Source organism: uncultured Winogradskyella sp., assembly GCF_947496485.1.
In the GTDB taxonomy this organism is placed as follows: Bacteria; Bacteroidota; Bacteroidia; order Flavobacteriales; family Flavobacteriaceae; genus Winogradskyella.
The window spans coordinates 236,099-258,698 of sequence record NZ_CANMCZ010000004.1 but is presented as its reverse complement, the minus strand read 5'-3'; the positions used below and the strand labels follow the sequence as shown (position 1 = coordinate 258,698).

Below are 22,600 nucleotides of genomic sequence, written 5' to 3'. Positions count from 1 at the left end.
TCGCATTTATAAAGGGAAAATAGAGCATGCTTCAAATTATAAAAAATAAATTAGTTATATGGTATATTTTTTTGTTTAATTGAGGTAAATTAACTCATATATTCCTTTAAACCTTATTATTTAACTTTAACAGACTAAAGACTTAATAACTAGCTGAAAACAATGGTTTTATATAATTCTAGAGCTACAGCTATTAATTCTTTTGCAAAAAATTGTACACTAAAATTAATTTTTAGCACCTATAAAACTCTGGTTGTATGAGTCAGGTACACAAGGTTTCTGAGAAACATGCCATAAATCAAAACCTGCATCTTTGAAAAGCTTAGCATAGTTATGCGAAAAAGAACGTTCATAGCCATAGAGTTCAGAATTTGGATTAGTTTTAAAATCATGCTTTATTCCATTAGGCTCAATAGCAACAAATATTGTTTTCCCTAACCCATTTAATTTATTTAGAAACTCTGTCAATCTATGTTCTGTAAAATATTCTAAAACGCCTCTTGAGGTTACAAAAATGATATTACCATGGCCATATTCCTTTACCCAATCAAAGCCATCTATAGCAACAAACTCTAGCTTCTCATTACTTTTAAAATTCTCTGTATTCAATTGTATCTGAACTAGACTTAAATCTATACCCACAAATCGCTGTATTGAAGGAAACTTTGAACTTAGATAATTCAAAACTTTTCCATTACCTGTGCCAATTTCAACAAGTGTATTAAAAGTATCCGATTCGTTGGTTAATTGTTCTTGTAGAAGATCAAAAATAAAAGCACAATTTGGAAGAAAATCTTTTTCAAAAGAATCATCTGTTGCCGAAAAAAAATCATCTCCTTGATTTTTCCAATAATTATTATGAAACTGTTCTAAAGTATTATAATCTTCTTTCTTTTCGACTTTTTTCAATATCGCATTACGCATTAAGTTCTCTGTGAAACTCAAATTACGACTCATAGACAATGTCATACCACTTTCAGTTAACTTACGTGCTCTTTTCGGTTGAAAAAAAACTAATAAGCTCCCTAAAGTATTAGTAAGTACCTTATAAATAATTGATTTAATGTTAATGCTCATTATTTTCTTGATTTCTTAATATATAATAGTTCGCATGGTGAGAAAAATTACTTCCCAATACAATATTTAACTAACCCTATATCCATTGATACTATTGCATTTGGGCAACAAATAGCATACAAAAAATACATAATAAGAAAAGATTAGTAACAACTATTAACAAATAGCTGAACAAATATAGCATAAAAAAAACCGCTCGATTAGAGCGGTTTCTAAATAAAAACACCAAGCATTAATTAGCTGTACCAGAGCCTAAATAAATACTATTAGATACTTGACTACCATCAGCAGTAATAAAAGCCATAAATAGCTCTACTGTATCTCCTGCATAAGTTGTTGGGATTGAAACAATTTGAGAACCTACTGTTCTGTCCGCACCATCAAGTAAAGAAATAGATTCCTTTTTTGATGGATTATAAACCATCAACATTGCTTTGTCAGTAGTATTTGCGTTACCTTCAGCAGAGTTATCATCCCAACCAAACGTTACTTCTCCAGCAGTTGCTAAATCAGTCGTTGGGTTTAGCACACCAGATAAACCTCCTCGACTTACTAAAGCGTTTGGATAGTCAACAACAAAGTTAGGTTCAGTACCTGTAATAGCATTATTCAATACATACGACATTGCAGCATTAAATTCTGTTTTCTTAACAGCTAACCCTTTATATCCTAACTTAATAAAAGGCTTTACAGCCTGTAAAAATTCTAAAGTGGCAGTAAACTTAGTTCTTTGGTTTACTTGACCAACAGTTCTTGGATTGGCTACACTTGAAGGTTTAATTCTAATGTAATCAATTCCTTTCCAGCTTCCACCGATAACGTTACCAACCTTACCTGAAAGACCTCCTAAAATACCTTGAGCAATTTTACCCATAACATAAATAATTTAAATGAAACATAATTTTCTTCGGACTTGGTACGGACTTAACACGAAGTTGTACCTTCCGCTGAAATATATGGCAAGTTTTATGCTATTCTTTTGATATGGATTTTATTGCTTTAGATTGCTTCTTTTTGCATTTTAGAAAATAAACTTTGAATATATGATACTTTCAAATCTGCCATTTTTGAAATGATTTTATGAAGCTCCTTTTCCTTTTTATTAATTGCTGACACAATATTAATATGTTTTTGCAACTGAATTGCATCATAAAACAATGAGCTGTAGCTGTTTTTCAAAATGTTCCTACAATCATCTATTGAAATAAACGGAATAACACTACCTTTTAAATAGTAAGCGTAAAAACCGCCTATTTGCAACATCATAGATAAGTGAAAAAGTGTGTGTTTTACCTCTTCTGTTGTAGTAGTGACAACGAAACAGTTAGCACAGGGTTTTAAGAGTGGTTTTCCGCTGTTTAGACCTTTATTTAGAATGAAAAAATGAGGGTTCGAGTAGGTTCTTCCGATTTGGTGTGTTTTTAGTTCAAAAGTTGACATAGCTATCCAATTTAAAATTGCTTCGCTACGCTTCGCGCCATTATTTTTTTTGAAAAGAAAAAAGATAGCCATAGTTGTTGTGGCGTGGGTAAGGCTGTCAAGGTTTTTGGATAAAAGTTTTTTGAGTTGAATGTCTAAATCAAAAGAAAAAGGGTATTGAAAAAAGTTTTATTCAAAACCCGTAGGGCTTGACCTTTATAGCCTTGTGCGGTTGGCAGAGGTAGCCACATATATTTGCCATCTTTTTTTATTTTAATATTTCAAATTGGATTTAAATAGCCTTTAACTTTTCTGGGGAATTAACACTTAAAAAAATAGGTTGCTGTACTTTATTGAGTTTTGGATGAAGCGTTTGTATGGGTAGCGTTTTAAATAGTTGTTTGATAAAACAGCATTTAAACAAGCTACTTATACAGGACTTTTAGACAATAGCTTATTGCTTTTTTGAGGCACGATAAAAAGTAATGTGCTATGGCGTACTACAAAATATTGTAAACCTATTTTTTTATATCCTATTTCTTGGGTGGTGGGGAAAAGTGGTCTTTAATATTTGTTAACGAAATGAGACAAACAAAGACTTGAGGTAAGGAATACTTGGACTTAACGATGGTTTTGTGCAGATGAGTGAGATAACTGATATTATAATTGACTTAATCTTTCTACTGTTTAATTATAATTCAAAATGTGTTTAAAAGTACGAATGTGAGCGTTGGAATAGCGGATATTTAGCTCGTTTCATTTTTATTTTAAATTAATGTACTCGTGAATATCCACAGTTTAATTTTAGTTCCGATTTGTGCGGATGGTGAGTGGATATTTTACATAATAGCAGTTATAGCGACGAAAATATAATAACACGCCGTAGGCAACCTCTGAAAGGATTTTTGCTCCTATAACTTCTATTATGTAACATAGCTTGGGATTGGTTTTGTGGCGGAATAATTGTTTGAGCGTTGGCAATGGCTCTTTACTCACGTCACTTCTATTTTAAATTAAGGTGTTCGTGAATGCTGCGCATTTGTCTTTTTTATTGTACCAATTTATTAAAATGGATACTTTTAAATAAAAAAAGAAATGTGCTATTATAGTGTTGGCTACAAGTATTATGACATAAAACCAATTATGCATTGGCGTGCGGAACAACACAAAAGACAGAGGATTTTGAGGTACGAAAAAACTGGGTTTTGGGTTGTGGGGAATAAAAAAAGAGCCTTCCGAAAAAGACTCTTTCATTTTTGTTTAATGGTCGTGATTTGAATGGTCATCACTTTCTTCTTCACCAGATTGATTCATCATCATTTCGTGGTCGTATTTACAACAACCTGGTAAACCATCATATGCTTCTTCATCACCTGCTACTTTTTCGGTATCATAACCTGAAGCTGCGATTGCTTTATGGATTGCCATTACATCGGTTTTTGTATCATCAAAAGACACGTCAATCTTCTTTTTATCGACATCCCAATTAGCACTTGCAACACCTTCAACACCGTTAGCTGCTTTTTCGATAGTGCTTTTACACATTCCGCAATTTCCTCTTACACCAAAAGACAGGTCTGTCATTGCCATATCTTTTGACATTTCAGTAGTTGTGGTTTCTGTTTCTTTTTTGGTTTCGTTTTTACAACTTGTGAAACCTAATGCTGCTATTACAGCGATACTTAAGATTACTCTCTTCATTGTTTAAAATTTAATTGTTATTACTTGATTTATTATTCTATTACTTGTTTTACTTCACCACAGGTTAGCATTGCTTCGCCAAAGTATGGATTGATTACTTTTTCTTCTTTACTCAACCAATATGCACCATTGTTGTTATCTGCCATTGGACAAAATTCCACATAGACCTTTTCATTGACACCAAATAGTTGTACAGCATTGATTAGATGTGATGATAAGTGTTTAAAATGGTCTCTTTGTGATTTTATATCGGACGTTTCAGAAATTGAAGTTGCAGAAGATTTTATTTCGCCTTCTAATGACATCCAATGGTTATGCGCCTTATTATCTGACAACAATTTCATATCTACTTTGGTTAAATTGTTTAGTAAAGTTGATGCGCTCGTTGAAGTACTTTTTGAATCTTCTTTTACTAAAGCATCTTTTAAATTGATATACTCATTGTAAACACTATTTAACTGCTCTTGAAATTTCGCTGATACTTTCAAACGCTCATTCATAGTAGTGTGGTCACTTTCTTTGTTGGGTGAATTGTTATCCATACCTAAATGACCTTCGTGTCCAGTCATTACTTTACCACCATCTTTATTCATCATAGATTTTTTGCCTTGTAATTGTGCAGCTGCATCAACTGTAAATGTTCCGTTAGTCACTATTTCATTTCCAACAAATAAACCTTCTACAACTTCATATTCATTACCAATTTGATTGCCTAATTTAATTTCAAGCATTTCAAAAATAGATTGGTCTGGATTTGTTTTAAGGTACACCACAGAACGTTCACCTGTCCATAACACAGAAGATGTAGGAATTGTTAATACTTCGTCATTTTTAGCTGTACTGCCTTCAATATTTGCGGTTACAAACATTCCTGGTTTAAATACATCGTCCTTATTGTTTAAAACAACACGTAAGGTTACAGTTCTTGTTTTCGTGTTTAAAACTGGGTCAATGAAATCTACTTTACCTTTAAACTCTTTATTAGGATAAGCATTGGTTGTTATCATCACTTCCTGTCCTTTTTTAAAGCGGTCAATCTGATTTTCATAAACATCAAAATTTCCCCAAACCGTATTGAGATTAGCAATTTTTAATAAGGGTTGACCTTGTTTAATGTAATCGCCTTGCTCTACCAATTTTTCTGTAACAGTACCCGAAAAGGTTGCATAAACAGGAAAGTTTTCTTTCACTTTTCCAGTTTCTTCAATCTGATTGATTTGATTTTCAGAGAGCTTCCATAATTTCAGTTTATTACGAACCGCTTTGTACAAAGCAGGTTGCGATTCTTTTAAAGATGCTGCTGTAATGAGTTCTTGTTGTGCTGCATACAATTCTGGCGAATAAATAGTTGCCAAAAGTTGACCTTTACGAACTTCTTCGCCTGTAAAACTCACATTCAAACGTTCAATTCTTCCAGCGAAATAACTTACCTGTACTGCATTGGCTTCTTCGTTTTCAGCAATTTTACCAGATAATTTGATAGTATTGCCTTCAACATTGCCTTTACCAACAATAGATGTTTGAATATTAGCTAAAGCCATAGCATTTTCGGTCAATTTGAATTGGTCTGCTAATAAACCATCTGTACTACTTTCCGCAGGAATTAAATCCATACCACAAATAGGACAATCTCCAGATTCGGGTTGCATAATTTGAGGATGCATAGAGCACGTCCATAGTTGATTGGTTTCTGAAACCGCATCGTGATTATGGTCTGTTTCTTCATTTGATAAGCCACCAAAAAGCAACCAACCTAATGACATACCTACTACGAGTATGCCTGCGTATATGACTGTATTATTATTTTTCATTCTCTAATCGTTTTATCATTGCTTTCATTTCTTCTATTTCTTTACGTTGTGCTTTTATAATGTCTTCTGCTAATTTCTTAACTTCTGGGTCTTGAATATCTGCTCTTTCACTTGTTAGAATGGCAATAGAATGGTGCGGAATCATACCTTTTAACCAAAGTACATCTCCAACAACTGGACTTTGCGCTCTAACTAAACCTAATGCACCTAAAAACAATACAAGGCTTCCAACAAGAATAGCGATGTTCTTCTTTTTGTTTTTATACATTTTCAACATAAATAATAACATAATAACCGCCATAGTTGAAATCCCTAAACAGACCATATAAAAACGTGTCATACTAAAATAGACATGGTCAACCGCATATGTATTTAAATACATTGTGATGTACATTGCTATAAACGACAACCCTAGCATTAAAAAAAATGTTTTGTAATTTCCTTTATTTGAGTGTTCTTTTGAATTTTCCATGTTTTTTGATTTTATAATTAAATTTTAATTGTTCTTAATCGTAATGCATTGGCAATAACCGAAACCGAGCTAAAACTCATTGCTAAAGCTGCAATCATTGGCGATAGTAATATTCCGAAAAACGGAAATAAAACACCTGCTGCAATAGGTACACCTAATGTGTTATATATGAGTGCAAAAAACAGATTTTGCTTAATGTTTTTCATAACAGCATCACTTAAATGTCTTGCTTTTACAATACCGTGTAAATCGCCTTTTACCAAGGTTATCATAGCACTTTCTATTGCTACATCTGTTCCTGTTCCCATTGCGATACCAACATCGCTTTTTGCTAATGCAGGTGCATCATTGATACCATCGCCAGCCATAGCAACGACTTTACCTTTTTGTTGTAGTTTTTCTACTTCTTTGAGTTTGTCTTCTGGTAACATACTGGATTTAAAATCTGCAAGATTTAGTTCTGATGCGACTGCTTGTGCAGTATCGTGGTTATCGCCTGTAAGCATGATTACATCAATACCTTTGTCCTGAAGCTCTTTAATAGCTTTGGCACTTGTTTCTTTTATTTTATCGCCAATAACAACATAACCGACTACTGTTTTATTTACTGCTAAATAGGAAACCGTTTTACCTTGCTTTTGATAGATTTTGGCTTCTTCTTTCATTTTTGAAGTAATATCAGCGTTAGCATATTCCATCATTTTAGGATTGCCCAACGCTACATTTTTACCTTTAATTATAGCTTCAACACCTTTTCCTGTAACTGCACTAAAATCTTCAGATTTTATGACTTCAGTATTCTGTTCCTTTCCGTATTTAACAGTAGCTTCTGCCAAAGGATGTTCGCTGTTTGTATTTAATGACACGATATATTGTAGTACCTCATTATCATTAAAATTATTGCCAAAAGCACCTACTTTTTCAACGGTTGGTTTTCCTTCGGTAATAGTGCCAGTTTTATCTACTATAAGTGTATTGACCTTATCCATTTTTTCGAGAGCTTCGGCATTTTTAATTAAAACACCATTTTGAGCGCCTTTACCCACACCAACCATTACTGACATTGGCGTTGCCAAACCTAAAGCACACGGACACGCAATGATTAGTACTGCAATCGCATTTACAAACGCATACACATAAACTGGTTCTGGTCCCCAAATTGACCATATAATAAAAGTGATAATAGAAATAAGAACTACAACTGGCACAAAATAACCTGAAACTTTATCTGCTAAATTTTGAATAGGTGCGCGACTTCTACTGGCATCATTAACCATATGAATGATTTGCGATAATAGCGTGTCACTTCCTACCTTTTCGGCTTTCATTAAAAAGGATTGATTACCATTAATTGTTCCGCTACTTACTTTATCTTCTTGAGATTTGTTTACAGGAATAGGTTCTCCTGTAATCATAGATTCGTCAATAGTTGTTTCGCCTTCAGTTATCACACCATCCACAGGAATTTTATCTCCTGGTTTCACTTTTAGAATATCATTTAATTCTATCTCGTCAATACTGACTTCAATTTCTTCACCATCTACTATTTTTATGGCTTTATTAGGTGCTAACTTTAGTAACTCTTTTACTGCCGAATTGGTTTTACTATGCGCACGAGCTTCTAACAACTGACCTAAAAGCACTAACGTTAGAATAACTGTTGCTGCTTCAAAATAGACGTGAACTGCACCTGATTCAGTTTTAAATTGTTCAGGAAATACATCTGGAAACAACATCCCAAATACACTAAATAACCAAGCCACACCTGCACCGATTCCAATGAGTGTAAACATATTGAGATTCCACGTTTTTATGCTTTTATAAGCACGCTCAAAGAACATCCAAGTAGCATAAAAAACAACTGGAATGGATAGTGCAAATTGAATCCAATTCCAATTTTTCTGTTCCATTATATTATACAATGGATTGTTATTAAGCATTTCGCTCATAGCAATTAAGAAAATAGGTAATGTGAATACAGATGCTATCCAAAATTTCTTTAATAGCTTCTTATACGTTTTTTCTTCTGCTGAACTATCTGCTTCCATTGGCACTAAATCCATCCCACAAATAGGACACGAACCTGCTTCGTCTTTGACAATTTCTGGATGCATAGGACACGTCCATTGTTCCTTTGAAGTTGCTGATAGATTTTGTTCTTCCACCAAATCCATTCCGCAAACAGGACAATCGCCTGGTGCATCATAAGTTTTATCGCCTTCGCAATGCATAGGACAATAAAATGTGCCTGTGCCTTTTCCTTTGGGTTGCTCTTTCTTTTTATCATTTGAATGCTGATGTTGTTCACCTTGTTTATGAATACTGTATCTATCACCATCCTTTTTTAAGGCTTCTTGAAAAGTTTCTATGGGAATATGCGATTCCATTTCGATGGTAGCTTCTGCCTTATCTAAATCGACTGTTGCTTTTGAAACACCTTCTATTTTAGAGAGCGTTTCTTCAACGTGACTGCGACAACCGTTGCAAGTCATTCCGTGTATGTGATATGTGTGTTTCATTATTGCTGTGTTAAATAATTAATGATTGTACTTTGCACATAGTAGGTCTTCACAGATTCTATTTGGTTCATTTGAAACTTTAGCTGCAACTCTTGAATATCCAAAACATCATTAAAATCAATCGTTCCTGTTTCGTAGCTTTTGATTAAAATGTCTTCTGCATCTTTAGCTTGCTTTAGGTTTTTGGTTTGGGTAGCATAACTTATTCTTGCAGAAATGCGTTCGTTAATCGCTTTATCTAAAAGCGTTTCCAAAGAATTTAAACGTTCCTGTTTTTGAGCTGTTATTTCTTGCTGTTGCAAATCATTTTGTTTGGTTTGCGATTTATATTTTTTATTGAAAATTGGGATAGATACCGAAACCATTGGCATTACAATATCTTTACCGTTATCCGAGAAATTCATATCTGGCCTTTCGGAAACATTGATATAATCTAACCCAAAACCAATCATTGGACTGCTTTCTTTTTGATTCAATAATTCTGATTGCTCTATGGATTGATAGAGTTTATCAAATTTTAGTAATTCAGGATGTAATACTAATTTTTCAAAAGTAATATCAAAGTCTTCAGAAGGTATCATTAAACTATCTACCACATTCACGGTAACATCATTACCTCTATTCAATAGATTATTGAAGTTAGTTTGTTCTGCTAAAAATTGTTGTTGCAACACATCTTTGAGTTGTTGCATTTCGTTTTGACGCATTTGTAAACGCAATACATCAACCGCTGATGCTTTACCAACCTCAACAGAAGTCAAAGCCATTGTTTCATATGTTTCTAACAGATTGATATTCTCTGTTAATACCTTTTGTTTTGCTTTATTAGCATATAGTCTATAATAAGATTGTGAAACTGAAGACATTAGTTTTCGCTTCGCAATTACAATATCTTCATACTTAACATCTGCTAACGAACTAACGTAATTTTCTCTTGCCGAAATATTACCAAACCACGGTAACATTTGTTTTGCAGACACCTTAAAGCGTTGAGCACCTGTTCGAGTTTCTGGTTCACTTACAAAATAACCAACTCCAAATTCTGTATTAGGAACCGTATTTACTTCATTTACTTTTTCTGAAACCCTTTTGTATTGCAATTCAAATTTTTGAATTTCAGGGTTGTTATTTAATGCTTCATTAATGAGCACATCTAATTGTTGCGCATTTCCTTTGAGAACAAAGATTAAAAAACAAAGAAAAATGACTGACTTTATGTGTGATTTTATATGTTTCATTATACTGTTCTTTTAAGTTTAACTTCTGCTTTCCAACTATATAAAACAGGGACTACAAATAGTGTTATTAAAGCGATTAACATTCCACCAAAACTTGGTATTGCCATAGGTATCATAATATCACTACCTCTTCCTGTAGATGTTAATACTGGTAATAATGCCAATATGGTAGTAGCAGTTGTCATTAAACAAGGTCTAATACGTTTTTCTCCTGCTTCTACTACTGATGCTCTGATTTCTTTTTTATTTTCTGGTGTATTTCTATCAAATGTTTGTGTTAAATAAGTTGCCATTACAACTCCATCATCGGTTGCGATACCAAATAGTGCAATAAACCCAACCCAAACCGCTACACTTAAATTAATGGGGTGCATTTGAAATAAATCGCGCAGATTTTCACCAAAGACATTGAAGTTTAAGAACCAATCTTGACCATAGAGCCATATCATTACAAAACCACCAGCAAAAGCAACTGCAATACCTGTGAATACCATTAGTGATGTCCCTACTGAACGAAATTGGAAATACAGAATTAAGAAAATGATTGCCAACGCTAAAGGCACAACAACCGACAAGGTTTTTTCTGCTCTTAATTGGTTTTCATACGTTCCCGTAAATTGGTAGTTGATACCTTTTGGGACTACCAATTCGCCACTATCTATCTTTTCTTGAATTAAGGTTTGTGCATTTTCTACCACATTGACTTCTGCAAAACCATCCATTTTATCAAATAACACATAGCCAACTAAAAAAGTGTCTTCACTTTTAATTACTTGTGGACCTTGTTCATATTTTATAGTCGCTAATTCACTTAAAGGAATAGGGCTTCCTTTTTCAACAGGCACATAGATTTGTTTTAAATCGGTTGGATTTGCTCTTAATTCTCTTGGGTAACGAACTCTAACACCATAACGCTCACGACCTTCTACTGTCTGTGTTAATACCATACCACCAACAGCCACTTTCAAAACATTTTGAACTTCCTCAATGGTTACGCCATAACGAGCAATTTTCTCTCTATCAATATCAATTAACAAATAGGGTTTACCTACAATACGGTCTGCAAAAACAGCTTCATCTTTTACACCTTCAGCTTGTTTTAAAATATCTTCTAATCGCATTCCAAACGCTTCAATCTGCTTTAAATCTTGCCCTTTTATTTTAATACCCATTGGTGCTCGCATTCCTGTTTGCAACATTACCAATCGGGTTTCAATAGGTTGTAGCTTTGGTGCAGACGTTACGCCTGGTAATTTGGTCACTTTTACAATTTCGTTCCAAATATCATCTGGTGATTGTATTTCAGGTCTCCAATTTCGATAGAACTCTCCATTATTGTCTGGAATGAGTTGAGACCTTTCGACTGTGCTCAAGGTGACATTTTCTGTATTATTTGGATTTGCGATAAATCGACCATCTTTTAATTCAAACAAGCCATCATTATTCACTTTGTAGCGTTGACGTTCTCGGTTTTCATTCAGCATATATTCTGACTTATACTGAATAACATTTTCATACATTGATAGTGGTGCTGGGTCTAATGCAGATTCTGTACGACCTGCTTTTCCAACTACAGTTTCGATTTCAGGAATACTGGCAACTGCCATATCTAACTGCTGTAAAACACGCTTATTTTCTTCTACACCAGAATGTGGCATAGAAGTAGGCATCAATAAAAAAGAACCTTCATTTAACGATGGCATAAATTCTTTGCCTGTGTTTTTCATAATGAAAAAACCAGCAATGACAATTGCAGTTGGAATTGAAAGAAATAGTAATTTATTATCTAAACACCACTTTAAAATTCGAGTATAATACCTGATAAACAATGAGAAAACACCCAATAAACCAAAGCAAATGACACCAACAAAGATGAGGTTCCAGAAGATACTTTTATCAACTCCTAAAGGTCTCCAATATTCCGCTAATAGGAACACTATTGCTGATGCTGAAATAATGATATTGGTAAGATTCGCTTGTTTGTCTGTTATCTTATTTTGAAGATTAAGACCTGCTGTAATCCCAAACGCAATTAAAATTAATCCTAACCAATATCCATAGACTATGGCTACGATTCCCAATGCTATTAAAACACCATTTAAAACATATTTAAAAGTGTTTTTGATGTTTTTCTTTCTGAATAAAAATGCAGCAAACGGTGGAATTAAAAACAACGCTACTATTATAGAAGCTGTTAATGCAAAGGTTTTTGTGAATGCTAATGGTCTGAACAATTTACCTTCAGCGCCAATCATTGTAAATACAGGAATGAAACTTATAATTGTAGTCATTACTGCGGTTACGATTGCACCAGAAACTTCAGCTGTTGCGTTGTAAACTACTGTATTAATGGATTGTGTTCCATCATCTTCATCTAAATGCCGAATGATATTTTCTGATAGTATAACACCAACATCGACCATTGTTCCGATAGCAATTGCAATACCAGATAATGCGACAATATTAGCATCGACGCCAAAGAGTTTCATCGCAATAAATACCATTAAGACTGCAACTGGTAATAATCCTGAAATCAAGACAGAAGCTCGAAGATTAAACACCATAATAATAATGACAAGAATGGTAATTAAGATTTCTAAAGTCAATGCTTCATTTAGAGTCCCTAAAGTTTCTTGTATCAGTTCTGTTCTGTCATAAAATGGGACTATTGTTACTTGGGAAGTTCTACCATCCGCCAATACTTTTGAAGGTAATCCTGCACTTAATTCATTAATCTTCTCTTTCACATTATTGATGACTTCCATTGGGTTAGCACCATAACGAGCCACAACTACAGCACCAACAACTTCAGCACCTTCCTTATCTAATAATCCACGTCTTGTTGCAGGACCTAATGAAACTTTACCTATATCCTTTATTCTAATTGAAGTATAATCTTCTGAAGTGACTACTGCATTTTCAATGTCTGAAATGGATTTAACATAACCCAAACCACGAACTAAATATTCTGCTTGATTAATTTCCAAAGTCTGTGCACCAATATCCTTATTACTTTCCTTAACCGCTTTTACAACGTGATGCAATCCTATATTATATTGACGCATTAGTTCTGGATTCACGTCCACTTGATACTCCTGAACATAGCCACCAATAGAAGCAACCTCTGAAACACCACTTGCAGAAGATAGAGCATATTTTACATAGTAATCCTGAATACTGCGTAACTCTTGCAAATCCCAACCACCAGTTACATTTCCTTTTTCGTCACGACCTTCTAAAGTGTACCAAAATATTTGTCCTAACCCTGTGGCATCAGGACCTAAAGCAGGATTAACACCTTCGGGCAATAAACCACTTGGTAAGGAATTAAGTTTTTCGAGAATACGACTTCTACTCCAGTAAAATTCTATATTCTCTTCAAAAATGATATAGATACTTGAAAAGCCAAACATAGAGGAACTACGAATGGTTTTCACTCCAGGAATACCCAATAATGATGTGGTTAATGGATAGGTTATTTGGTCTTCTATATCTTGTGGGGAACGACCATCCCACTTGGTAAATACGATTTGTTGATTTTCACCTATATCGGGAATAGCATCTACTGCTACAGGGTTACTTGGCAAAAATCCTGTATCCCAATTAAAAGGTGCATTAACAGTTCCCCATCCAATAAAAAGGACAAGTAGTAAAACTGCAACGAGTTTGTTTTCTATTAAAAATTTGATGCTTTTATTTAGCATATGATTGATTTTAAACAATTAGACAATAGTGTTGTAAAAACACCGAATACAGTAAATTATCCTTACGACATTGCAGTCATAGGATAAAAGAGTCTATTGTTTAAAAATCAAATTAAGTATGTCTCGTCAATCTTGTAGAGTTGCCTTATGACGAGTGGTGGTTTGTATTCTTCGTAGGTAGATACATTACTGTCTAAACCTTCAAAAAGGTTAATGTAAGTATAAACAAATGAAGCGATGAATACTTGTTGCTCAAACGTGATTTTGTCAACTTGCAATTGTAATTCGTCTTGACCTTCAATTGCTAATTGTTTATCATCACAACAATTTTTCTTGGTAATAGAACATTCTTCGGTTGAAGGCTTTTCCATTTCCATTCCGCAACCTTTGGCTTTTTGAAAGATAGCAGATTCTACTAAAGTATCTCCACAATAATGCATATTCACAGTAAATGACATTGTAGAGAATAACACTACAAAAGTCATTGCTAAAGACATTATTTTATGGAAAATCTGCTTCATATTGATTGCGAAGTTACGAAATTTTAACAACTATTGATTTTGTTTAACAGAAGTTTAATTGATTAATCTGCTTAATCCCATTTCATTTTCTGCAATCGAACTGCATTTAAAATTGCTAATAATGCTACTCCTACATCTGCAAAAACAGCTTCCCACATTGTGGCTAAACCACCTGCTCCTAATATCAAGACAATAACTTTAACTCCAAACGCTAAAATGATATTCTGCCAAACTACTTTGCGTGTAGAACGACTAATTTTAATGGCTCTCACTACTTTTGATGGTTGGTCTGTTTGAATAATGACATCTGCTGTTTCAATAGCTACATCACTACCTAAACCACCCATCGCAATACCAACGTTACTTAATGCTAAAACAGGTGCATCGTTAATACCATCACCTATAAAAGCTACTTTATTTTCAGGATTCTTCTTTAAAGATTCAACTTCGTTTAATTTATCTTCTGGTAGTAAACCACCTTTAGCATTTTCAATATTCAACTTTTTAGCGACTTGTTGAGTTATAGAATCTTTATCACCAGAAAGCATCATAATATTTTTAATGCCTACTTTATGTAAATCTGTAATTGTTTCTTTTGCATCCTCTTTTAATTCATCTGCTATTACTACATAACCTGCAAATTGATTATCGATTGCAACTAATACTATCGATTCTACAATAGATTCCGTTTCAGTTGGAACATCAATACTATTGGCAATCATTAAGGCTTGGTTACCTACTAAAACAGTTTTACCGTTTACTATACCTTTTAATCCTTTACCAGCAATTTCAGAAACTTCTTTTGCTTCATAGCTATTTTCAGTTCCTTTATATACCATTATGGCTTTAGCTATTGGATGCGTGGATTGTTCTTCCATAGCCATTAAATACTTCATAAAATCAGATTCATCCCAACCAATAGTTTTTATTTCTTTGATTTTAAATACACCTTTGGTAACGGTTCCTGTTTTGTCCATTACCAATGTATTTATCTTGGTCATAGCGTCTAAAAATGAAGCCCCTTTAAATAAAATACCATTCTTTGAAGCTACACCTAAACCACCGAAATAACCTAATGGTATTGAAATCACTAACGCACAAGGACAAGAAATCACCAAGAATATTAATGCTCTGTATAACCAATCTCTAAAAGCATAATCATCTACAAAAAAGTAAGGTATAAAAATAACACCAATAGCCAAGAATACTACAATTGGCGTGTAGATACGAGCAAACTGTCTAATGAATAATTCTGTTTTAGATTTACGTGCAGTAGCATTTTGAACCAATTCTAATATTCTGGCAATAGAACTATCTTCAAACTTATTAGTTACCTCAACTTCAATAACGCTTTCTAAATTGATACTACCTGCGTAAACCTTTGCTTCTTTCTGAATGGAATCTGGTTTGCTCTCGCCTGTTAACGCTGCGGTGTTTAGAGATGCTTTTTCGGATAATAAAATCCCATCTAACGGTATTTTCTCACCTACTCGAATTTGTATTTTTTCACCAATATTTACAGCTTCTGGCGACACACTAACATAATCACCATCACGAAATACATTGGCTTCTTTTGGTCGAACATCTAATAAGGCTTTAATATTTCCTTTTGCTCTATTAACTGCTGCGTTTTGAAATAATTCTCCTACTGCATAAAATAGCATTACTGCCACACCTTCAGGATATTCACCAATGATAAACGCACCAATGGTGGCAATAGACATTAAAAAGAACTCGGTAAAAACATCGCCTTTTATAAGACTTTTCCATCCTTCTTTAATTACAGGAAATCCAACTGGAATATATGCTAAAGTGTACCAAACTACTCGAATCAATCCTTGAAATTGAGGAATCGCATCAAAATAATCTACAGCGATACCTACCATTAACATAACAAAACTTATGATAGCAGGAATGTATGTTTTGAATGCACTTCCATTACCGTGATTATGACCATCATCGTGAGAATGTTGTGCTTCTGAATTTGGTTTTAAATCTTTTAAATTGATTTTCTTTTTTTTCATCAAGTTAGTTTTAACAACAACTTTTGTTTTGTTGAATTGGTGGACAAGGAACTGTACCATAAGAACAATACACACAACAATCTCCTTTGTTTGGTTTTAAAACTGTTTTACATTTCTCACATTCATAAAAGAATTGACAGGCATTTGTTGGCATATCTTCTTCCTTTTTATGACCACAGGTTGGGCAAGTGATTTCAGATTTTAATATAGTTTGCATCAATTTTAATTTTTATCAGTTACTTTATAACCTGTAGAATTAATTGCTTTCTCAATTTCTAATTCATTAGTTTTAGTTTGGTCATACTCAATGATTGCGTTACCATTCTTGTATGATGTTTTTGAGTTCACAATTCCGTTAAGTTTATTTACTTCGTGGTTTACGTGAGCTTCACAACTGGGACAAGTCATTCCACTTATTTTATACTCTGTTGTTTTGATATTTGATTTATCAACGACAACAATTTGTTTCTCTGAATTTGGATAAAACATACTTGAGTAGTATGGAAATGCCAACATCACTATTGCGAATACTGTTACAACTCCTAAAAAGGTTTTTGACTGAATAAATTTTGGTTTTTTATCCGTTTCACATCCACAGTCGATTTCTTTTTCTGGTTTTAATTTTTGATACCAAGCAAAGAGAAGAACTAATATAGTTAGCCCTATTAAGTAAGGTCTAAATGGTTCTATCCAAGAAAAAGTTGAAGCTACACCACTTGTTCCTGCAATTAATGCCAAAACTGGTGTGATGCAACACAATGAAGCTGTGATTGCTGTTAGGATACTTGTAACCGCTAATTTATTTTTCATTCTATATCTAATACTTTTTCAATGTCATTTGGAATAGGCATCCGTTTTAATGGTGGCACGTTTGCGCCACCTGTATTACCAAGTGGAACGTGATTTATAAATGATTTCCAGCCACCCACAAACAACCTAACTATTTGACCTATTACTTCTTTAGTATCTTTTTGTCTAAATCCAAATTTTAGCATTAACCAATGTGAATAGGTATGTTCTATTGGATAAGATTGCCCTATGATATGACTGCGTTCTAAATGATACCAAGCATTGCCAAAATGCTTATTTTCTAAACAGAAACTGTATAGTTTTAATTCTTCGTTATACGCCTGTTTAAGATGTTTAGGTATTTTAGTATTAAACTTCATATTCACTAATTTTGGATAAATGTACTTTAATAGTAAGTGCAATGGAAGTGCAATTATTAGCCACTACACTTATCGCAAATACCTTTTACAACCAAGTTTACATTTTCCGAAACAAAGCCATCAGGCACTTTAATTTGGGGTATTTTATAGTCTGTTAAGCAAATGGTTTCATTGCAATTGTTACAATGGAAATGTAAGTGTAAATCGGTTTTTATATCACAATTACATCCCTTTTCGCATAACGCATATTTTGTTATCCCTGTGCCATCGTCTATTTGATGCACAATATCCTTTTCTTCAAAAGTTTTAATAGTTCTGTACAAGGTAGTTCTATCTGCTTTTTCAAAAGCATTTTCAATATCACTCAATGTTACCGCTATCTCTTTTTCTGCAAGAAACTTATAAATTAACATACGCATTGCTGTAACACGAATATTTTTTGACTCTAATACTTGTTCTATTGTTTCCATATTTAATCGTGGTCTTCGTTTCCAAATGGTTTAATAATAAGACCTACACTAAATATAAAACCATCTGTAGGTGCATAAATCTCTGGAAAAACAGGATTGTCGTGTGGCGGTAAAACTAAAGGTGAAAACCTGCTTTGTCTTCTATCTGTAAAATTCTCAAAATTCACAAATACACTTCCTAATTTAAAATTACGCATCACCAATAAACCCATAGTTACAAAGTCTGTAGTTTCTGTACCATTGGATAAGAATTGTTTTCCTGTATAAAAGGTTTCATAACCAATACGCCATTTTTCAGATTCGTACATTAAAACACTACCTGCGTTATGCTTTGCTGTTAATGGCTTTTGTGGATTACCAGGTAAATAATTTAGTTTGGTATCAATAAGTGCATAGTTTAAAAACCATCTAAAGTCTTTGTATGTAAATTTTATATTGGTTTCTGCTCCTTTACTAAAGATTTCATCTGGTGCATTTTCAAACTGAAATAATCCGTTATCTGTTGAATTTAAAAGCAATCCATCATTAATAGCGGTAACATAGAATAATTGATTTATCGAAAAACCAATCTCATCAGATAGACGAGTTTGATAATTCAAATCAAAATTAACACCATAAGAACGTTCTGCATCTACTGTAGATTTATCTATAGCAAGCACATTTTCAAAATTGATATACTCTGCTTCTTCTGTAAAAATATCTGGAATCTTATACCCTAAACCTCCACCAATTCTACTTGAAAATCCACTATTGTTTTTATAAAGTAATGAAATTCTTGGAAGTGGAAAGAAACCGAAATCCGTATTATAATCTGCTCTTAATCCTGTTTCTAATATCCAATTATCCGATATGTCGTAAATATTATTTGCAAATGCTCCAAAGGTCACATCTTTTTGGTCTCTTTGTAATGGTGCGTTATCATTTTCATCGAAATTTGAGGTATATAGATTAGCTCCAACTATCCAATCCGTATTTTCTGATGCTGTATTATAAGATATTTCAGTAAACGTATTTGTTTGTTTGCCATCAAAATTGAAATCCGGAACAGTTAAGTTCCTATCGAAAAAAGAGACACTATTTTTAAACTCTAATGAACTAACGGAATCTAATTGTGTTTGATATACAAATTGACTGCTTAATCGTTTTGAGTTGTTTTCTTCTGTATATTGATGAATACCATCCGCACCACTTTCAATTTTGGTAATATCTCCACCAATTCTATCATCATACGTTCCATTTAATCCAAACCAAAGTGTTGTTTTATCTGATGGATAGTAAAACAGTTTAGGATTAAAAGAAATTGATGTTGTTTTTGGTAGATTGCTGAAACCATCATCTTCTGGGTCGTATGCTTTTTGGTAATGACCAGAGCCATAAAGTGAAATACCAAATTTTTCATTTCGTTTGCTATAAAATACATTGGCTGTACTTCCTAACGCTTGTGTTTGTGTAAGCATTATATCTAAAGCAGGTTCAAAGTCTGGTGTTTTAGATACCATATTTACCAATCCTGCAATAGCACCACCACCATAAAGGGTTGATGAACTTCCTTTTATAATTTCAAATTGTTGTAAGTCTAAAGGTGGTATTTGTAGAATACTTAATCCACTTGAGAAACCACCATATAATGGAAATCCATCTCTTAAAAGTTGTGTGTATCTACCATCTAATCCTTGAATACGAATATTGGTACTCCCACTACTTAATGATGTTTGTTGCATTTGTATTCCTGTGCTTTCACGAAGCACCATAGAAATATTAGTAGGGTTCATTATTGCTTTTTCTGCTAATTCCTCTGCACCGATAAACTCGATACGTGTTGGTATTTTTCTAACGGTTCTCGTACTTCTTGAAGATTGCAGTACTACAGCATCTAATTGATTACCACCTTCTTTTAATTTAAAGACTAACGCTGTATTACTTGGAATTTGAATTGTTGTCTCAAATGCTTCAAAGCCTAAAAAGGAAATTATTATTTGATGCTGACCATCTGGTATTTCTGTAAAAGTTGCAATACCATCAAAATCGGTTACTGCTCCTTTTTCTAATACTTCAAAATAAACCGTTGCGCCCAATAAAGGCTCGTTTTCAGCTTCTGTTAGGACTTTTATTTGTATGTCTGATGTTTGTGCCTGTAACGATAGGCAAAGTATTAATATGAGCTTTATGCTCAATAGGTATTTATTCATTGAATTGTATTTGTAATTAACTAAATAATTGATTTAAAATCGATTTGTTTTAGCTGATTACTTGTGGCGGATGCCAAATATTGGAAAGGAAATTAAACCCGTAAATAGGTTGATATGTAGAAATTAAATCCGTTGAGATTTCAATATTAAGTTTTAAATCAAATGTCTTGATGGGTTCGTAAGTAATTGTCATACCGCAACAATTACAAATACAAGTTACAGGACAAGAATCGTCGCTATCTTCTTGATGATTATGATTTGTACTTATCTCGTCTTGATGCTGCTGGTCTTCTATATTTTGCCCATCAGAACAAGGCTTTGCTGAAAGCAATAGTATAATTAATGATAATATGATTGTTACAAATTTCACAATTACAAAGATAAAAATTTAATGATGCAATGGTTGTGCAAAAGATTTATGAAATTCTATTATTAACCAAATCACCATTTACCCATTTTAGAAAGTACTTTTTTATACTTCAGCATTTGAATATCATCCTTACAATAAGGATGCTCTAACAGCTCTTTAAGTTTACCAATAAATTCCTTTGAGACAAATCCTTTTTTCTTTAAAATTTCAAACAAAATAAGTGCTTGTTCTGCTCTATATTTAGCTTTTTTGAGAAATTCCTCACCATTTTCTGGTTTTTCATAATGATTTTGAATATCGAAATGTTTATCAATATCGCCTTTATAACCAATTAATAGTTTTTCTGCATTCTGTTGGGTTACTCCATTTGTAGTGAATACATAGTCTCTATCTTGTGTAAGTCGATTAATTCTTGTTTGGCCATCTGCATAGTCATTGGGATGAATTTCTAAATAATGTGAGCGGTCTAATGGTAAAGTTATTACTGCTCTTGGGTCATATAACCCTTGAAAACGATTTGTTTCAAAATGCCTGATGGATACAGGATTATCGCAAGTTATGAGAGGTGCATTCGCATCATTAATTTTAATAACATTAATAGTACAGTCATATTTATATTTTACAAAATTTCCCCATTGTTCTAAATGGTTTACTAAAAAAACCGTTCTTGAACGTTCGTTATGTTCTTTTTTTACAGCTTCAATATCATCAATGTGAAACTTTATTTTTTCGCCATATAAGTTCATTTTTATCATTCCTTCTTCATCTGCTGTATGAGTTGCTCTATCAAAAATTTGATTATTCATACTCCGTTGAAGATTTAGAATTCTTGGTGTTCTAAAATATAGTGAGAGACAAACATAGAGTATCTGTATTTTTTGTTCTTGGGTTACCGTTAAAACTTTTTCATCAATAAGCAGGGAATAGACCTTTTGAAATTCACTATCTACATTTTCAGCGTAATGTTTTTCTAAAGCATATTTAACCTCATCTGATTCTGCCGGTATTGTATAAATGTTCTTCTCAAAACAAATATCTTTTGTACTTATTTGTTCTAATAATATATCATCATCTAACTTGTAAACATCAACAAAATAATTTCTTTTTCTACCTTCAATTCCAAAGTTCTTTAAATATGAACGTGGGATATAATGTTGTTTTATTGGGTTTGACATACTCTACTTTACTTCGTTTAAAGGCATTTCTTTACTTCCTATTTTATCTAATAAACTTTCGATGTTGTTTATTATTTCTTTAAAAAACTGTGGATTATCAAATATTATTTCAAATCTATTTTTTGAAGACACATATTCCTTTAGCGTAAACCGACCTTTGCTAAAACTCTTAATTTTATTGAACTTTCTATCGCTATTATTGACAGTATCGTTGTTTTTAATTATACCCTTGTGATGCACAACTAAATTACGTACTTGTCTAAAATTATCAATAAAACTCCATTCAGGATTGAGGATAGAAAAATCTACTTTAGCAGACTGCTTTAAAAACTTTTTTACTTTATCAATATCATTATTACCCTTTAAATCATCTACTCTATAATCTGTTTGTTTATAGGATGCGAACCTATCACAGCCACGTTTTAAAACATCTTCAAAAAAAGAATACAGCTGTATGACTTGAGCGTTTCTGTAATTTTTGATGTAAACATCATTAAACATAAACACATTGTCAATAAAGGAATCTTGTATGTGGTCTAAATATTCTTCTGAATATTCTGATTTATCTATCTCTTTGGAACTTTGAAAATTATCATATTCAACCTCAATATTTTTTAATTCCCTTTCGAAATGAGTTTCCATATGATTCATATAATCTTCAATTAAATGAAACTCAAAATGGATAAAACCAAATCCCATTATAGATGCAAGTGTTTCTTTTCTTCTTAATCTTGACATATC

Annotated in this window: 19 protein-coding genes; all 19 read right to left on the bottom strand. The window is 33.0% G+C overall.

Annotated features, from left to right (window positions below; translation table 11 throughout):
• Positions 1-225 precede the first annotated feature (225 nt).
• Positions 226-1,077 (bottom strand): class I SAM-dependent methyltransferase, encoded by an 852-nt coding sequence (locus tag Q0822_RS13855; RefSeq protein ID WP_299124658.1) that lies wholly within the window; start codon positions 1,075-1,077, stop codon positions 226-228.
• Positions 1,078-1,309: 232 nt separating this feature from the next.
• Positions 1,310-1,951, bottom strand: coding sequence for a DUF6266 family protein (locus tag Q0822_RS13850; RefSeq protein ID WP_299124656.1), 642 nt, complete (start codon positions 1,949-1,951; stop codon positions 1,310-1,312).
• 125 nt (positions 1,952-2,076) lie between these two features.
• Positions 2,077-2,517 carry a hypothetical protein gene (locus tag Q0822_RS13845; RefSeq protein WP_299124654.1) on the bottom strand — a complete coding sequence of 147 codons (441 nt, stop codon included), beginning with the start codon at positions 2,515-2,517 and terminating at the stop codon, positions 2,077-2,079.
• Positions 2,518-3,756: 1,239 nt separating this feature from the next.
• Positions 3,757-4,197 (bottom strand): heavy-metal-associated domain-containing protein, encoded by a 441-nt coding sequence (locus tag Q0822_RS13840; protein WP_105045945.1) that lies wholly within the window; start codon positions 4,195-4,197, stop codon positions 3,757-3,759.
• A 32-nt stretch (positions 4,198-4,229) separates the two neighbouring features.
• On the bottom strand, positions 4,230-6,008 hold the full coding sequence (locus Q0822_RS13835; RefSeq protein WP_299124652.1) for an efflux RND transporter periplasmic adaptor subunit: 1,779 nt from the start codon (positions 6,006-6,008) through the stop codon (positions 4,230-4,232).
• Positions 5,998-6,480: a DUF305 domain-containing protein gene (locus tag Q0822_RS13830; protein ID WP_299124649.1), complete on the bottom strand. Its 483-nt coding sequence runs from the start codon at positions 6,478-6,480 to the stop codon at positions 5,998-6,000. The genes Q0822_RS13835 and Q0822_RS13830 overlap by 11 nt, the downstream gene beginning before the upstream one ends.
• A 17-nt stretch (positions 6,481-6,497) precedes the next feature.
• Positions 6,498-8,999: a heavy metal translocating P-type ATPase gene (locus Q0822_RS13825; RefSeq protein WP_299124647.1), complete on the bottom strand. Its 2,502-nt coding sequence runs from the start codon at positions 8,997-8,999 to the stop codon at positions 6,498-6,500.
• Positions 8,999-10,237 (bottom strand): TolC family protein, encoded by a 1,239-nt coding sequence (locus Q0822_RS13820; protein WP_299124645.1) that lies wholly within the window; start codon positions 10,235-10,237, stop codon positions 8,999-9,001. The genes Q0822_RS13825 and Q0822_RS13820 overlap by 1 nt, the downstream gene beginning before the upstream one ends.
• Complete coding sequence (locus tag Q0822_RS13815; RefSeq protein ID WP_299124644.1) at positions 10,237-13,941, bottom strand: efflux RND transporter permease subunit; 3,705 nt, start codon at positions 13,939-13,941, stop codon at positions 10,237-10,239. The genes Q0822_RS13820 and Q0822_RS13815 overlap by 1 nt, the downstream gene beginning before the upstream one ends.
• Before the next feature lie 107 nt (positions 13,942-14,048).
• A complete protein-coding gene (locus tag Q0822_RS13810) occupies positions 14,049-14,462 on the bottom strand; it encodes a hypothetical protein (protein ID WP_036122971.1) in 414 nt (137 codons plus the stop codon).
• A 71-nt stretch (positions 14,463-14,533) separates the two neighbouring features.
• Positions 14,534-16,486: a heavy metal translocating P-type ATPase gene (locus tag Q0822_RS13805; protein WP_299124641.1), complete on the bottom strand. Its 1,953-nt coding sequence runs from the start codon at positions 16,484-16,486 to the stop codon at positions 14,534-14,536.
• Positions 16,487-16,496: 10 nt separating this feature from the next.
• The gene (locus Q0822_RS13800) at positions 16,497-16,703 is read right to left on the bottom strand and encodes a GDCCVxC domain-containing (seleno)protein (protein ID WP_120201171.1); all 207 of its coding nucleotides are present in this window, start codon (positions 16,701-16,703) and stop codon (positions 16,497-16,499) included.
• A 5-nt stretch (positions 16,704-16,708) separates the two neighbouring features.
• Positions 16,709-17,296: a mercuric transport protein MerTP gene (gene merTP / locus Q0822_RS13795; RefSeq protein ID WP_299124638.1), complete on the bottom strand. Its 588-nt coding sequence runs from the start codon at positions 17,294-17,296 to the stop codon at positions 16,709-16,711.
• The gene (locus tag Q0822_RS13790) at positions 17,293-17,655 is read right to left on the bottom strand and encodes a DUF3703 domain-containing protein (RefSeq protein WP_299124637.1); all 363 of its coding nucleotides are present in this window, start codon (positions 17,653-17,655) and stop codon (positions 17,293-17,295) included. Before Q0822_RS13790 ends, merTP begins: the two co-directional genes overlap by 4 nt.
• A 56-nt stretch (positions 17,656-17,711) precedes the next feature.
• Positions 17,712-18,125: a transcriptional repressor gene (locus tag Q0822_RS13785; RefSeq protein ID WP_299124636.1), complete on the bottom strand. Its 414-nt coding sequence runs from the start codon at positions 18,123-18,125 to the stop codon at positions 17,712-17,714.
• Positions 18,126-18,127: 2 nt separating this feature from the next.
• Positions 18,128-20,314, bottom strand: coding sequence for a TonB-dependent receptor (locus Q0822_RS13780; RefSeq protein WP_299124634.1), 2,187 nt, complete (start codon positions 20,312-20,314; stop codon positions 18,128-18,130).
• Between the two features lie 49 nt (positions 20,315-20,363).
• Entirely contained in the window at positions 20,364-20,684 is a 321-nt protein-coding gene (locus tag Q0822_RS13775; RefSeq protein WP_079738439.1) for a DUF6660 family protein, read from the bottom strand.
• Positions 20,685-20,755: 71 nt separating this feature from the next.
• Positions 20,756-21,859, bottom strand: a complete 1,104-nt coding sequence (locus tag Q0822_RS13770) for a DUF4238 domain-containing protein (RefSeq protein ID WP_299124631.1) — start codon at positions 21,857-21,859, stop codon at positions 20,756-20,758.
• Between the two features lie 3 nt (positions 21,860-21,862).
• The gene (locus tag Q0822_RS13765; RefSeq protein WP_299124629.1) at positions 21,863-22,597 is read right to left on the bottom strand and encodes a hypothetical protein; all 735 of its coding nucleotides are present in this window, start codon (positions 22,595-22,597) and stop codon (positions 21,863-21,865) included.
• Between the last annotated feature and the right edge of the window lie 3 nt (positions 22,598-22,600).

Excerpts from the sequence above, each read along its gene's own strand:
- Q0822_RS13855 (WP_299124658.1), bottom strand. The coding sequence starts at position 1,077 with ATGAGCATTAACATTAAATCAATTATTTATAAGGTACTTACTAATACT.
- Q0822_RS13825 (WP_299124647.1), bottom strand. The coding sequence starts at position 8,999 with ATGAAACACACATATCACATACACGGAATGACTTGCAACGGTTGTCGC.
- Q0822_RS13820 (WP_299124645.1), bottom strand. The coding sequence starts at position 10,237 with ATGAAACATATAAAATCACACATAAAGTCAGTCATTTTTCTTTGTTTT.
- merTP (WP_299124638.1), bottom strand. The coding sequence starts at position 17,296 with ATGAAAAATAAATTAGCGGTTACAAGTATCCTAACAGCAATCACAGCT.
- Q0822_RS13780 (WP_299124634.1), bottom strand. The coding sequence starts at position 20,314 with ATGAATAAATACCTATTGAGCATAAAGCTCATATTAATACTTTGCCTA.
- Q0822_RS13785 (WP_299124636.1), bottom strand. The coding sequence starts at position 18,125 with ATGGAAACAATAGAACAAGTATTAGAGTCAAAAAATATTCGTGTTACA.
- Q0822_RS13765 (WP_299124629.1), bottom strand. The coding sequence starts at position 22,597 with ATGTCAAGATTAAGAAGAAAAGAAACACTTGCATCTATAATGGGATTT.
- Q0822_RS13845 (WP_299124654.1), bottom strand. The coding sequence starts at position 2,517 with ATGTCAACTTTTGAACTAAAAACACACCAAATCGGAAGAACCTACTCG.
- Q0822_RS13850 (WP_299124656.1), bottom strand. The coding sequence starts at position 1,951 with ATGGGTAAAATTGCTCAAGGTATTTTAGGAGGTCTTTCAGGTAAGGTT.
- Q0822_RS13800 (WP_120201171.1), bottom strand. The coding sequence starts at position 16,703 with ATGCAAACTATATTAAAATCTGAAATCACTTGCCCAACCTGTGGTCAT.
- Q0822_RS13815 (WP_299124644.1), bottom strand. The coding sequence starts at position 13,941 with ATGCTAAATAAAAGCATCAAATTTTTAATAGAAAACAAACTCGTTGCA.
- Q0822_RS13790 (WP_299124637.1), bottom strand. The coding sequence starts at position 17,655 with ATGAAGTTTAATACTAAAATACCTAAACATCTTAAACAGGCGTATAAC.
- Q0822_RS13830 (WP_299124649.1), bottom strand. The coding sequence starts at position 6,480 with ATGGAAAATTCAAAAGAACACTCAAATAAAGGAAATTACAAAACATTT.
- Q0822_RS13810 (WP_036122971.1), bottom strand. The coding sequence starts at position 14,462 with ATGAAGCAGATTTTCCATAAAATAATGTCTTTAGCAATGACTTTTGTA.
- Q0822_RS13840 (WP_105045945.1), bottom strand. The coding sequence starts at position 4,197 with ATGAAGAGAGTAATCTTAAGTATCGCTGTAATAGCAGCATTAGGTTTC.
- Q0822_RS13805 (WP_299124641.1), bottom strand. The coding sequence starts at position 16,486 with ATGAAAAAAAAGAAAATCAATTTAAAAGATTTAAAACCAAATTCAGAA.
- Q0822_RS13770 (WP_299124631.1), bottom strand. The coding sequence starts at position 21,859 with ATGTCAAACCCAATAAAACAACATTATATCCCACGTTCATATTTAAAG.
- Q0822_RS13835 (WP_299124652.1), bottom strand. The coding sequence starts at position 6,008 with ATGAAAAATAATAATACAGTCATATACGCAGGCATACTCGTAGTAGGT.